This is a genomic window from Sphingomonas zeicaulis, from assembly GCF_050433225.1.
GTDB classification, from domain to species: Bacteria; Pseudomonadota; Alphaproteobacteria; order Sphingomonadales; family Sphingomonadaceae; genus Sphingomonas_D; species Sphingomonas_D zeicaulis.
Genome location: NZ_JBNPXQ010000003.1, coordinates 243,819 through 255,970, shown reverse-complemented (window position 1 = coordinate 255,970; position 12,152 = coordinate 243,819). Strand labels below are relative to the sequence as shown.

9 protein-coding genes are annotated in these 12,152 nt (G+C 66.4%); 7 read left to right on the top strand and 2 right to left on the bottom strand.

Annotation, left to right across the window (positions count from 1 at the left end):
* Nucleotides 1–159: 159 nt before the first annotated feature.
* Nucleotides 160–966, bottom strand: coding sequence for an SDR family NAD(P)-dependent oxidoreductase (locus FHS96_RS13910; protein ID WP_429592387.1), 807 nt, complete (start codon nt 964–966; stop codon nt 160–162).
* An 11-nt stretch (nt 967–977) separates the two neighbouring features.
* Entirely contained in the window at nt 978–3,389 is a 2,412-nt protein-coding gene (locus tag FHS96_RS13905) for a TonB-dependent receptor (RefSeq protein ID WP_429592384.1), read from the bottom strand.
* A gap of 299 nt (nt 3,390–3,688) precedes the next feature.
* Here FHS96_RS13905 and FHS96_RS13900 point away from each other — a divergent pair, with 299 nt between their 5' ends.
* The 7 genes from FHS96_RS13900 (at nt 3,689) to FHS96_RS13870 (ending at nt 12,150) form a co-directional block, all read left to right on the top strand.
* A complete protein-coding gene (locus tag FHS96_RS13900; protein ID WP_429592381.1) occupies nt 3,689–4,531 on the top strand; it encodes a helix-turn-helix transcriptional regulator in 843 nt (280 codons plus the stop codon).
* Nucleotides 4,532–4,658: 127 nt separating this feature from the next.
* Nucleotides 4,659–6,458, top strand: a complete 1,800-nt coding sequence (locus FHS96_RS13895; RefSeq protein ID WP_429592378.1) for an acyclic terpene utilization AtuA family protein — start codon at nt 4,659–4,661, stop codon at nt 6,456–6,458.
* Entirely contained in the window at nt 6,455–7,261 is an 807-nt protein-coding gene (locus FHS96_RS13890; RefSeq protein ID WP_429592375.1) for a Coq4 family protein, read from the top strand. The genes FHS96_RS13895 and FHS96_RS13890 overlap by 4 nt, the downstream gene beginning before the upstream one ends.
* Nucleotides 7,252–8,106 (top strand): alpha/beta fold hydrolase, encoded by an 855-nt coding sequence (locus FHS96_RS13885; protein ID WP_429592372.1) that lies wholly within the window; start codon nt 7,252–7,254, stop codon nt 8,104–8,106. Before FHS96_RS13890 ends, FHS96_RS13885 begins: the two co-directional genes overlap by 10 nt.
* A complete protein-coding gene (locus FHS96_RS13880; protein ID WP_429592369.1) occupies nt 8,103–9,920 on the top strand; it encodes a long-chain-acyl-CoA synthetase in 1,818 nt (605 codons plus the stop codon). Before FHS96_RS13885 ends, FHS96_RS13880 begins: the two co-directional genes overlap by 4 nt.
* A gap of 125 nt (nt 9,921–10,045) precedes the next feature.
* A complete protein-coding gene (locus FHS96_RS13875; RefSeq protein ID WP_429592367.1) occupies nt 10,046–11,218 on the top strand; it encodes an acyl-CoA dehydrogenase family protein in 1,173 nt (390 codons plus the stop codon).
* Complete coding sequence (locus FHS96_RS13870) at nt 11,218–12,150, top strand: bifunctional MaoC family dehydratase N-terminal/OB-fold nucleic acid binding domain-containing protein (protein WP_429592363.1); 933 nt, start codon at nt 11,218–11,220, stop codon at nt 12,148–12,150. The genes FHS96_RS13875 and FHS96_RS13870 overlap by 1 nt, the downstream gene beginning before the upstream one ends.
* Nucleotides 12,151–12,152 lie beyond the last annotated feature (2 nt).

The following is a 12,152-nucleotide window of genomic DNA, read 5'->3' as shown; positions in this document are numbered from 1 at the left end:
ACGTGACCATTGTGCGATGCGGGATGAGAAGAGTGTGCCGATCGAATGTCGGCCGGCCGGCGCAGAGTGATTTGCGCACGCCCAATCTCGGCCCGTCTCGAGGCTTGCGCAATACCGAATTAGCGGAAGGTTTCCGAAATTTCGCCCGGGGATAGTCCCTCACACGAAGGCGAAGCGCGGCTCGGTACGGTCAAGGATCATCTTGTGGCGTTGCTCCAGCATCGGGTCGAGCGCCTCGGGTTGCGGCACGATCCAGTATTCGCCGCGGCCGATCGCGTCGAACACTGCTTCGGCGAAGGGCTGCGGATCCATGCCGTGCTGGCCGATCATGCCGCGCAGCATATCGACGAAGCTTTTCGTTGCGGGATGGATCTCGCCGCCGAACGGGTCGTCGAAGATCGCCGAACGGACCGGGCCGGGCGCGAGCAGGCTGACGGCGACCGGCGCCTTCAGCATGTCGAGTTCGCCCTTCAGCGCTTCGGTGAGCGCGACCACCGCGAACTTGGTCGCGCTGTAGGGCGCCATCAGCGGGCTGGGACCGAAGCCGCCCACCGACGCTGTGTTGACGATGCGCGTCGGCGCGCCCTTTTCCAGCATCCTGGGCACGAAGGCGCGAATGCCGTTGAGCACGCCGCCCACATTGACCGCGATCGAGGCGTCCCACCGCGCCGGTGCGATCTCCCAGCTCAGCCCGGTCGCCATAATGCCGGCATTGTTGAACAGCAGGTCGACGGTGTCGAACCGATCGAACGCGATCTCCGCCAGCCGCTCCACCGCAGCTGAATCGGTCACGTCGGTGGGCACCGCCAGTGCATCGGGCAGCGCTGCGGCGGCGCTCTCCAGCGCCGTCGCGTCGCGATCGGCAAGCACCAGCCGGATGCCGCGCTTGGCCGCTTCCTGCGCCAGCCCCAAGCCAATGCCGCTGGCGGCGCCGGTGATGACGGCGCTCTTGCCTTCGAAGCTCATCGTCCCGCCCCTCAGTAGTTCAGCTTGAATTCGACCATCACGCGGCGCGGCTCGCTGTAGAATTTGCCGCCGAAGCCGAGCGAGCCGAAATCGATGCCGTAGAGCACCTGATCCTCGTTGAGCAGATTTTCGCCAAGTACCGCGATTTCCGCCTTGGCCCGCCCGCCGATCGGGATGTCGCTGAGCGCGATGCGGGCGTCGACAGTGTTGGTCGCGGGCGAATCCACATCCTGCTGGAACGGGTTCACCTCGTCATTGGGATAGAAGTAGACGTGGCTTCGATAGGCATAGGAAGCGCGCGCCGAAAGCGTGCCGACGTCCATCGGCGGAAACACATATTCGACGGCGACGTTGGAATTGAACTTGGCGACGTTCGGGAAGCGCGCCGTATCGGCGACGTCGGTGATCTCGTTGGTGTTGGGATTGCGGAACAGGAAGCTCTTGTAGTTCGGATCGGTGTAGCCGAGCGAGCCCGACAGCGTCAGCCCGCGGGTGGGCACCGCGGTGACCTCCAGTTCTACCCCCTTGAAGTCGGCGCTGCCGGCATTGACCAGCAGGGTCGAGGCGCCGCCGGTGCCGGCAGCGAACTGCGGCACCTGCAGATCGTCATATTTGCTGTAGAAGAAGGCCGCGTTGATGCGCAGGTGGCGATCGAACAGGTCGAGCTTGGTGCCGGCCTCGTAAGAGGTCAGCTTCTCCGGATCGAACATGTTCAGCGTATCCGCGCGCGGATTGAAGCCGCCCGATTTATAACCGGTCGAGACCTTCGCATAGACTAGCGCGGTCGGGGTGATCTGATAGCTCACGGAGCCGAGGAACGAGGTGTTGGTATACTTCACATTGCCGCGCGGCGGCCCGACGACCGAAGACACGCCATTGGCGGTGTTCTGCAGGAAGATGCTCTTCTTGTCCTCGGTATAGCGGATGCCTCCGGTCAGTTCGAAGCGTTCGTCCAGCGCCTGCGGCTTCCAGCTCACCTGGCCGAATGCAGCATAGGATTTGGAAACCTGCGAATAGGCGGCGACCGGGTTGAGGTTGAGGCCGATCAGGTCGATGCCCTGCGCGACCAACGCATCCTGCACCCCGGTTGGAAAGCCGAGGAAGGGCAGTGCGAACGGAGAAAGGACGAGGGTGAGCGACTGGTTGTTCCGCTCCGAAACGCGCTCGCGGAAGTAATAGGCGCCGAGCACATAGTTGAAGTCACCGACCTTGCCGAGCGCCTGCACCTCCTGCGAGAACTGCTTTTGCCGCTGCGGGCTGTTATAGCCATTATAGGGCGTGACCGAACCGACCGAGGTCAATGTCGGCGAGGTGAAATCCAGCACCAGCCCCTGCAGATCGCCCTGGCCGCTGAGCCCCAGCACGTTTTCCAGCAGCAGCTTGCGATAGCCGGTGATCGACTTCAGCGTCAGCGCATCCGAGAAATCATAGGACAAGGTCAGGTTCTGGCCCTGGCTGCGCGTGTGGGACGTGAAGGTGTCGCCGGGTCCGCCCGGCTGCTGCAGCCCCGAAAAGAGCCGCGTGTCAGGGCCGACGAACTGCAGCGGCGGGCCGCCATAATTGGGAGAGCGGCTGTAATACGTACGGGCATCGGCGCTCAGCGCTACGGTCTGGAAGAAGCCGGGCGCACCGGTCCGATCGTCGAAATCGAAACCGTAGCTGAGTTGGAAATCGCCCCAGTCGCCGCGGATCCCCACTGCGAACGCATCGACGTTGAGGGAACCCGGATCCTTGCTGTCGGGCGTCAGCGCATTGTTGAAATAGCCGTCGCGCTGGCGATGGAGATAGCTGCCCGAAACCGAAATGCCGGTGTCGCCCCATTCGCCGGAATCGACGCGGACGCGACCATACCAATTGTCGCGCGTGCCGTAGCCGCCCTTCACGAGAAAGCCGAACTTGTCCGCGGGCTTGCGCGAGACGAGCTGGATCGCGCCACCGGTGGTGTTGCGGCCGAACAAGGTGCCCTGCGGACCGCGCAGCACTTCGATCCGTTCGAGGTCGACGAGATCGAAGATCGAGCCGGCGGAGCGCGCGACATAGACGCCATCAAGATAGATGCCGACGGCGGTATCGAGCCCCAGCGACGGATCGGTCTGGCCGATGCCGCGGATGTTGATCGACGTGGCGGAGAGCGAAGAGGATTGCTGGCTGATCACGAGATTGGGCGCGATCTGCGCGACCTTCTCGACCGACTGGACGTTGATCTTTTCCAATGCGACGCTGTCCAGCGCGGTGATCGAGATCGGCGTCTTTTGCAGCGACTCCGACTGGCGGCGCGCGGTGACGACGATATCCTGGATGCCCTGATCGGAAAGCGGTGCCGCCTCCGCCGCCGGGTCGGCAGGTGCGGTCTGGGCATCTGCGCTGTTCGCCCCCGCGGCGAGCGCGACAACGGCGGCATGCGCCGCCAGACGGGTCTTCATATGCGACATCGATCCTCCCCTTGCTGGTCGACCCCGCTTTTTGCGGGTGGTTATGCTGTTGATGCGACGCATAGCGCTCTGATACTGTTATCGTCAACGATAACGCGTAGAGAAAATTGCATAACAATACGCAAGACTGCACATGTGTCGGTGCCGAGGGGCTTTTTGGCTAGCGCCTTGCGTTGAATTTTGCGTAGCGTGACAAGCGGATCAGCTACGCAATATGCTAGGAATGATCCGCCAGACCGACTCGGCCGCAGCCGGGATCGCCCGCTTCAGACGGGATGAAGGAGTAGAGGATGAGACGGGCGCAAACCAACGCCGAACTGCGCACCGATCGCACGCGCATCCACGTCTACACCTATCGCTACGATACGCCGTCGCGAGACACCGGCCGGCCACGGCAAGATGTGATCGCGCTGTGCCGCAACCTGCCGCAGGGCGCTGCCGGCATCTATCGGGGTGCGGACGGGCGGAGCGGCATCCTCCCTCTCGGCGGCATGATGGTAGTCCCTGCGGGGATGGCGATCAGCGCGACCGGAGCAGGCGGTGACCGGCACTTGTCGGTCTGCTCCACGGTGGAAGGGCTGTTGCCGCCGGACTTCGACCGTGGTGACCCGCGCCTGCTGGCGCGGTGCGGCGATGTGCGTGACGTGCGCATTCGCAGTGGTCTGGAACGGATGGCAGCGGAAGCGCTGGCGCCCGGCTTCGCGTCCGACCTGCTGGTCGATGCGCTGGCCGCCGCGATGACGATCGATCTCGCACGCTATTTCCTGCGCGTGGCCCCGCGGGTGCCGGACGAACGCGGACGGCTGGCGGCGTGGCAGCTCAGGCGCGTCGAGGAATATGTCGCGTCGTCGGGCGGGCGGCGCCTGTGCATCGCCGATCTTGCTGGTGCGGTCGACATCGGCCCCAGCCACTTCGCCCGCATCTTCCGCAACACCACCGGCCGGTCCGTGCATCGCTGGATTGAGGAGGTGCGCCTGATCCGCGCCGAGACCTTGTTGCGGGACACGGCGTTGCCGCTGAAGCAGATCGCCGCCGACCTCGGCTTCAGCACCCCGAGCAGCTTCAGCCTCGCCTTCCGCCGTGCCAGCGGCACGACCCCCGGGCGCTTCCGCAGCGAGGGGCGCGTCGGCTGAGTCCGCGCGGATCCAAACAGGCGCGCGCGGATCCGAACATCCGCCGAGCTTCCATGTCGGCAGGCGGCCCATAGGATGCCGACGATCGAGACGACCGGCACCAACGCCGGCGAGGGAGAGGAACAGGATGGATCGCGTGGTGCGGATCGGTGGCGGATCGGCCTATTTCGCCGACAGCGCGCTTGGTGTGCCGCAACTGCTCGCAGCCGGCGGGCTCGACTATCTCATCTTCGACTATCTGGCCGAAGCGAGCATGGGCATGTTCGGCCGCGCCCGCCGATCGCCGACGCCAAGCTGCTATCCGCCCGATTTCCTCAACGTCCATGTCGGGCCGCATCTGCATGAGATTGCGCGGCAGAAGATCCGCATCGTCGCCAATGCCGGTGCACTCGATCCGATTGGGCTCGCGCGCGCCGTCGAGGCGCGCATCGCCGCCGAGGGGCTCTCGCTGACGGTTGCCGCGGTCACCGGCGACGACCTGATCGACCGCGTGGCAGAGCTCCGCAAGGCAGGTCATCGCGACATGTTTACCGGTGCCGCCTTCCCCGAAGAGGTGCTGACCTGCAACGCCTATCTCGGTGCCTTCCCGATCGCCGAGGCGCTGGCGGCGGGGGCGGACATCGTCATCACCGGCCGCGTCGTCGATTCCGCGATCGTGCTGGGGCCGCTGATCCACGAATTCGGCTGGGGCCGCGACGATCATGACCTGCTCGCGGCCGGCACGCTCGCCGGCCACCTCCTCGAATGCAGCACGCAGGTGACCGGCGGCACCTTTACTGATTGGGAAGCGGTCGAGGATTGGGAGACGATCGGCTTCCCGATCGGCGAGGTCCGCACCGATGGCAGCGTCACCATCACCAAGCCGGCGGGAACGGGCGGGCTGGTCTCGGTCGGCACCGTCGCCGAGCAATTGCTGTATGAGGTCAGCGATCCGGCTGACTATATCGTTGCCGACGTCTCCTGCGATTTCAGCGACGTGCGGCTGGCGCCGGACGGGCCAGATCGCGTCATTGTCTCCGGCGCCAGGGGGCGACCGCCGACGCCCTTCCTCAAGACCAGCATCACCCATGACAAGGGTTGGCGCACCGTCGGCCTCACCCCGATCGTCGGGGAGGCGGCGGGGGCGAAGGCGCGGCGGCAGGGCGCGGCGCTGCTCGCGCGCGCGCGCAGCCTGCTGCGCGGCGCCAACCTGCCCGATTTCACCGCGAGCTCGGTGATCGTGATCGGCGAGGAAGCGAGCTTCGGCGCTCACGCGCGGGTGCGCGATGCGCGCGAAGTGGTCATGAAGATCACGGCCGATCATCCGATGGTGGAAGGCGCGGGGCTGTTCGCGCGCGAGCAGGCCTCGGGCATCTCGACGATGTCGGTCGGCACCGGCGTCAACCTCGCGACCAATGTCCAGCCGCTGACCGGCAACTTCGCTTTCCTGATCCCGCGCGACGAGGTGGAGGCGCGCGTGACAATGGGCGAGCGAAGCTGGAGCGTCGCGGCGGGCGATGGGCGCTCGACGATGCCCGCGCAGCCGGCGCTGGAGAGCGCCGCGCCGGACGGCGCCGACCTGATCGCGGTCGATCTCATCCGGCTCGCCTGGGGGCGCAGCGGCGACAAGGGCGACCTGTTCAACGTGGCGATCATCGCGCGCGAGCCTGACTGGCTGCCGTGGATCGCGGCGGCAATGGGCGCGGCGCAGGTGGGCGACTGGTATCGTCACCTCACGCCGGAGGGGCATCCGCCGAAGGTCGATCGCTATGCCGTGCCCGGCATCGCGGCGCTCAACTTCGTCGTCCGCGATGCGCTGGGCGGCGGCATCCTCGCCGGCGCGGGGCTCGATCCCGCCGCCAAGGGCATGGCCCAGCTCATCATGCGCTTTCCCATACCCGTCCCGCGGCAGATCGCCGCCACCGTTCAGCCGGAGGTTCTGGCATGACCGACTATAGCTATTTGATGAAGGGCATCGTGCCGCTGTCGACCGACAGCAGCACGCTGATCAGTTCCTCCAAATATCTCAATGACGCGCGGTTGCGCGACTGGGTGGCAACGCACATGCTGCGGCGAAACGGCGCCGACGTGCCGACGCCTTCGGACTCGATCCAGCTCGTGCTGCTGCTCCGCCAGATCCAGGATATCGAGCATATCAACACGCTGATCGCGGAGGAGCGCGCGATAAATCCCCCGCTCGACGCCTGGTTCGCCGAGCAATATGTCTCCAGCTTCAATCGCGACGATCTCGCGCAATACGAACCCGGCACGGTCGGCCACATCTTCTATCGCCAGCTCGTCGATAATGACCTGCAGGTGGATATCGTGCCGCCGTTCAAGCCGAAAAACGACTATGAATATTTCAACCTGCGCGCCGGCCAGCAGCATGATCTCGAACATATATTGGGTGGCGGCGGGTTCGACTTCATCGGTGAGGTCGTGCCCTATTATATGCGCCTCACCAACCTTTTCGTCCATTTGAGCCCCGAGCTTGCCGGCGAACTTTCCGTCTTCGCGATCCTCGGCTCCACCCGCATCCTGACCCGCGCGGTGCTCCATTATCCGCAGACCTGGCTGACCGTGCTCGACGCGGTGGAGCGGGGGGCTGCGGTCGGCCGCCAGTCCGACCCGCTCTTCTTCATGCGTTATGAAGAGGTGTTCGCGATGACGCCGGATGAGGCGCGGGTCCATCTTGGCATTCGTGGCGTGCGCATCGCCGATACCGCGAAGGCGTCTGCCGCATGGGGCTGATGATCACCTACGAAGCGAGCGACGGCATACCCTTGATCGCGGACGCGGCCGGGCCGGAGGATGGCATGCCGGTGCTGATGCTGCACGGCGGTGGGCAGACGCGCGGCGCATGGCGCAATGCCGTCGCGGCGCTGGGTGCACGCGGCTATCGCGCGGTCGCGCTGGACCAGCGCGGACATGGTGACAGCGGCTGGTCGCAGGACGGCAGCTACACGCTCGATCGCTTCGCCGATGATCTTCGCGGCGTGATCGCGGAGTTTGCGACGCCGCCGGTGCTGGTCGGCGCGTCGCTCGGCGGCCTCGCAAGCCTGCTCGCGGTCGGGGAGGCGCCGCAGGCGCCGGCCGCCGCGATCGTGCTCGTCGACATCGTGCCGTGGATGGAGAAACGAGGCGGCGATCAGGTCGTCGGCTTCATGCGCGGCACGCTCGGCGGTTTCGATACGCTCGATCAGGCGGCGGATGCGATCGCCGATTATCTGCCGCACCGGCCAAGGCCCGAACGCCTCGACGGCCTGTCACGTAACCTGCGCCACCGCCATGACGGGCGCTGGTACTGGCATTGGGATCCCAATTTCGTCCGGCCGCAGGGCGGGTGGGATATGGACGCGATCAACCATCGCCTGTCCGCCGCGGCGCGCGCGGTGGAACAGCCGTTGCTGCTGGTGCACGGCACCGCCAGCGAGATCGTCTCGGCGGAAGGCGCGGCGCGGTTCCGCGCGCTGCTGCCCGATGCGGAGGTCGTGCCGATCGCCGGTGCCCACCACATGGTGGCAGGCGACGACAATGACGCGTTCCTGGCGGCGTTGATCGCCTTCATCGATCGCCGCGCGGTGGAGGCGGCATGAACGGCTTCATCGTCCCCTCGCGCGAGGAATCGATGCGCCGGCTGATGCGCGGCTATCAGCGCGTCGCCGGCTTCGCGCGCGACATGGCCTATACCACCGCCGACAGGCTGGAAGAGCGCGCGGTCGACGCCGCCGACACGCTTTTCATCCTGTTCGAGGATCAGGCGATCAACTTCGCCGCGATGAATGCGCGCGCCAACCGCGTCGCCCATGCCGCGCATGAGGTGGGGCTGGTGAAGGGCGATGTCGTCGCGCTGCTGATGCTCAACCGGCCCGAATTCGTGATGATCTGGCTGGGGCTGGCCAAGGCCGGGATCGTCACCGCGCTGCTCAACACCAGCGCGACCGGCCAGGTACTCGGCCATGCGTTGCGTCAGGTCGAAGCGAAGGCGCTGATCGTGGGATCCGAACTCGCAGCGACCATCGCGAGTGTCGATCCCGCAGCGCTTCCCGACCTGATCTTCGAGCAATCCGAAACCGGCGCCGACCGCAGCGACCATGGCTGGCGCGATTTCGATGCGGCAATGAACGCCGCCTCAGCCGAAAACCCGCCCCGCGGTTGGCGGCGTGGCGTGGTGATGGCCGATCCGCTCTATCTCATCTTCACCTCGGGCACGACCGGGCTGCCCAAGGCGGCGCGCATGAGCCACATGCGCTTCCTCAACGCCGGCGAGATGATGACCGGGCTGATGCAGTTCGGCGCGGACGACGTCCACTATTGCGTGCTGCCGCTCTATCACGGCGCCGGTGGGATGGTGGTGCCCTCTGTCGCGCTGGCGGCCGGGCGGCCTTTCGTGCTGCGCCGCAAGTTCAGTCGATCGGGCTTCTGGGCGGACGTCCGCCGGCACCGCATCACCGCGGTCTATTATATCGGCGAGATCGTCCGCTATCTGATGGCGACGCCGCCGTCGCCCGATGATCGCGACCACAGCCTGCGGGTGATGAGTGGTGCCGGGCTGAAGCCGGACCTGTGGGCCGCCTTCACCGGGCGCTTCGGCGTATCCAACATCATCGAGGGGCTGGGATCGACCGAGGCCAATTACGGCATTACCAATGTCGATGGGCGGCCGGGATCGGTCGGCCGGCTGCCCTATCCGCAGGCGACCAACATCCGCGTGCTGAAATGGGATGTGGGCAAGGGCGAGCATGTCCGCGCTGCCGATGGCAGCTTCGTTGAGGCGGGGCCGCACGAGGTGGGCGAACTGGTGGCGGAGGTGCTCGACGGCACCGGCGTCGGCGGCTTCTTCGAAGGCTATACCTCGGCGGAGGCGACCGAAGCCAAGCTGATGCGAGACCTGTTCAAGCCCGGCGACCGCTGGTTCCGCTCGGGCGATCTCGTGCGCTTCGACGAGGATGATTATTTCTTCTTCGTCGACCGCGTCGGTGACACCTTCCGCTGGAAGAGCGAGAATGTCTCGACCCAGGAGGTCGAGACGGTGCTGTCCGGCTTCGCCGGGCCGTCGGTCGTCAATGTCTATGGCGTCGCGGTGCCGGGGGCGGAGGGGCGCGCGGGCATGGCCGCGCTGACCTATGACGAGGGCGGCAGCTTCGATGGCGCCGCGTTCCACGCCTTCGCAATCGCGCATCTCGCACCTTATGCGGTGCCGCTGTTCGTTCGCCTGACCGCGAGCGCCGACATGACGACGACGTTCAAGCTGCGCAAGATCGAGCTGCAGCGCGAAGGCTATGATCCGGCGCGCTGCGATGGCGATCCGCTGTTCGTCGCCGACCCGGAGGCGGGGGCTTATGTGCCGCTGGATGAGTCGGTGCTGACGCGCCTCGGCATCGCGCCGTTCGAGGCGCCAAGCTCATGAGCCCCTCCCCTTCAGGGGAGGGGTTGGGGTGGGGCCTGTTCACCCGGCACCTATTCTCCAGATCCAGCGCCCTCTCATTCCCCACCCCAACCCCTCCCCTGCAGGGGAGGGGCTAGGAGTTCCTCATGCACGTCGATTTCACCCCCGCGCAAAAGGCGCTCCGCGCCGAATTCCGCGCCTATCTTGATGCGATCATGACGCCGGAGGTCCGCGCCGCCACGGTCGATGCCGAGTCCGGCGACACCTATCGCGCGGTGATCCGCAAGATGGGGCAGGACGGTTGGCTCACCCCCGGCTGGCCCGCCGGCTATGGCGGCCGCGGGCTCGATCCGTTGACGCAGAAGATCCTCCTCGAGGAACTGGTGCTTGCCGAGGCACCGTTCCCCTTCGTCACCGTCAATACCGTCGGCCCGGCGCTGATGCGGCTGGGCACCGAGAAGCAGAAGCAGGACATATTGCCGCGCATTGCCACCGGCGAGCTGATCTTCGCGATCGGCTATTCGGAGCCGGGTGCGGGTACCGACCTCGCCAGCCTCAAGACGCGCGCCGTGCGCGATGGCGACGACTATGTCGTCAACGGCCAGAAGATCTTCACCAGTGGCGCGGAGGGCGCCGACTACATCTTCCTCGCGGTCCGCACCGATCCAGACGCGCCACCGCACAAGGGCATCACCATCCTGATGATGGACACGAAGCTGCCCGGTTTCTCGGTTTCGCCGATCTGGACGGTGGGCGGGTTCCGTACCAACGTGACCTATTACGAGGATGTCCGCGTGCCTGCAGACATGGTGATCGGCGCGGTCAACGGCGGCTGGCGGCTGATCGCCGAGCAGCTCAATCATGAGCGCATCGGCCTCGCCGCGCTGACCTATGCCGGCAATGGCTGCTTCGATCAGGTAGTGGAATGGGCGCGCGAGACGCCGTCCGGCGCCGGCCGGCTGCTCGATGTGCCGTGGGTGCAGGCGGCGCTGGGCGAGGCCTATGCGCTGCTGCGCGCGATCGGGGTGATGGGCAACCGGGTGGCGGCGGAGGTGGCGACGGGCTCCACCCGTGCCGACCTCGCCTCGGGGCTTAAGGTGTTCGGTACGGAGGGGATGATCAAGGTGATGCGGCTGCTGCTCGACGTGCTGGGGCCGGCCGGCCTCATCCGCGACGGCTCGCCCGGCGCGGTGCTGCGCGGGCGGATCGAGCGCGAATATCGCAAATGCCAGATCAACACGTTCGGCGGCGGCACGGCGGAGGTGCTGCGCGACATGGTCGCGCAGGTCGGCCTCGGCATGCCGCGGGGCGCGCGCTGATGTCGGCGCTGCTCGATGAAGCGCGCGGCTGGATCGGCAAGCCCGCCACCCGACCCGCCACCGCGCGCGATGCGGTGAACCTGCCGATGATCCGCCGCTGGTGCGAGGCAATGGGCGAGACCAACCCGATCTATCTCGACGAGGATGCCGCACGCGCCGCCGGCCATCCCGGCATCGTCGCTCCGCCGGCCATGCTCGACGTGTGGGCGATGGCGCCCTACCGCCCCGGCGGGCGCACCGCCGAGGACGGCATGGCGGTGCTCTCGCTGTTCGACGATGCCGGCTATACCGGCGTCGTCGCGACCAATGTGCGGCAGGAGTATCAGCGCTATCTGCGGCCGGGCGATGTCGTGACCTCCACGCCGATCGTCGCCGACGTGTCGGACGAGAAGCGCACCGGCCTCGGCATCGGTCATTTCGTCACGCTCGAATTCGCCTTCTCGGTGGGTGACGAGCCGGTAGGGCGGATGACCTTCCGGGTGCTGAAGTTCAAACCCAATCTCGCGCAGCCGAAAGCGCCGGCGCCCGCCGATCAGGCGCCGGCCTTCCCACATCCGCGCCCGGCGATCACGCATGACAACGCCTTCTTCTGGAATGGCCTGAACGAACGCAAACTGCTGTTCCAGTCGTGGAATGGCCGCCTGCGCCATCCGCCGGGGCCGATGGATCCGAAGACCGGCAGCCTCGACTTCGACATCGTCGAGGCGAGCGGGCGCGGTACGATCCACAGCTTCGTCATCATGCACCAGCCGCGCCTGCCGGGGTTCGATTATCCGCTGCCGATCGTGCTCGTCGAGCTTGAGGAGGGTGTGCGCATTGTCGCCAACATGCTCGATGCCCCGCCGGAGGATGTCGCGATCGGGCGCGCCGTGGTCGCGGACTTCGTCGAGGTCGAGCCCGGCTATGTCCTCCCCGCCTTCCGGCTGGCCTGAAG

Bases quoted from the DNA above. Each gene is read 5' to 3' on its own strand.
- FHS96_RS13870 (WP_429592363.1), top strand. From the start codon at position 11,218: ATGTCGGCGCTGCTCGATGAAGCGCGCGGCTGGATCGGCAAGCCCGCC.
- FHS96_RS13885 (WP_429592372.1), top strand. From the start codon at position 7,252: ATGGGGCTGATGATCACCTACGAAGCGAGCGACGGCATACCCTTGATC.
- FHS96_RS13875 (WP_429592367.1), top strand. From the start codon at position 10,046: ATGCACGTCGATTTCACCCCCGCGCAAAAGGCGCTCCGCGCCGAATTC.
- FHS96_RS13900 (WP_429592381.1), top strand. From the start codon at position 3,689: ATGAGACGGGCGCAAACCAACGCCGAACTGCGCACCGATCGCACGCGC.
- FHS96_RS13905 (WP_429592384.1), bottom strand. From the start codon at position 3,389: ATGAAGACCCGTCTGGCGGCGCATGCCGCCGTTGTCGCGCTCGCCGCG.
- FHS96_RS13880 (WP_429592369.1), top strand. From the start codon at position 8,103: ATGAACGGCTTCATCGTCCCCTCGCGCGAGGAATCGATGCGCCGGCTG.
- FHS96_RS13890 (WP_429592375.1), top strand. From the start codon at position 6,455: ATGACCGACTATAGCTATTTGATGAAGGGCATCGTGCCGCTGTCGACC.
- FHS96_RS13910 (WP_429592387.1), bottom strand. From the start codon at position 966: ATGAGCTTCGAAGGCAAGAGCGCCGTCATCACCGGCGCCGCCAGCGGC.
- FHS96_RS13895 (WP_429592378.1), top strand. From the start codon at position 4,659: ATGGATCGCGTGGTGCGGATCGGTGGCGGATCGGCCTATTTCGCCGAC.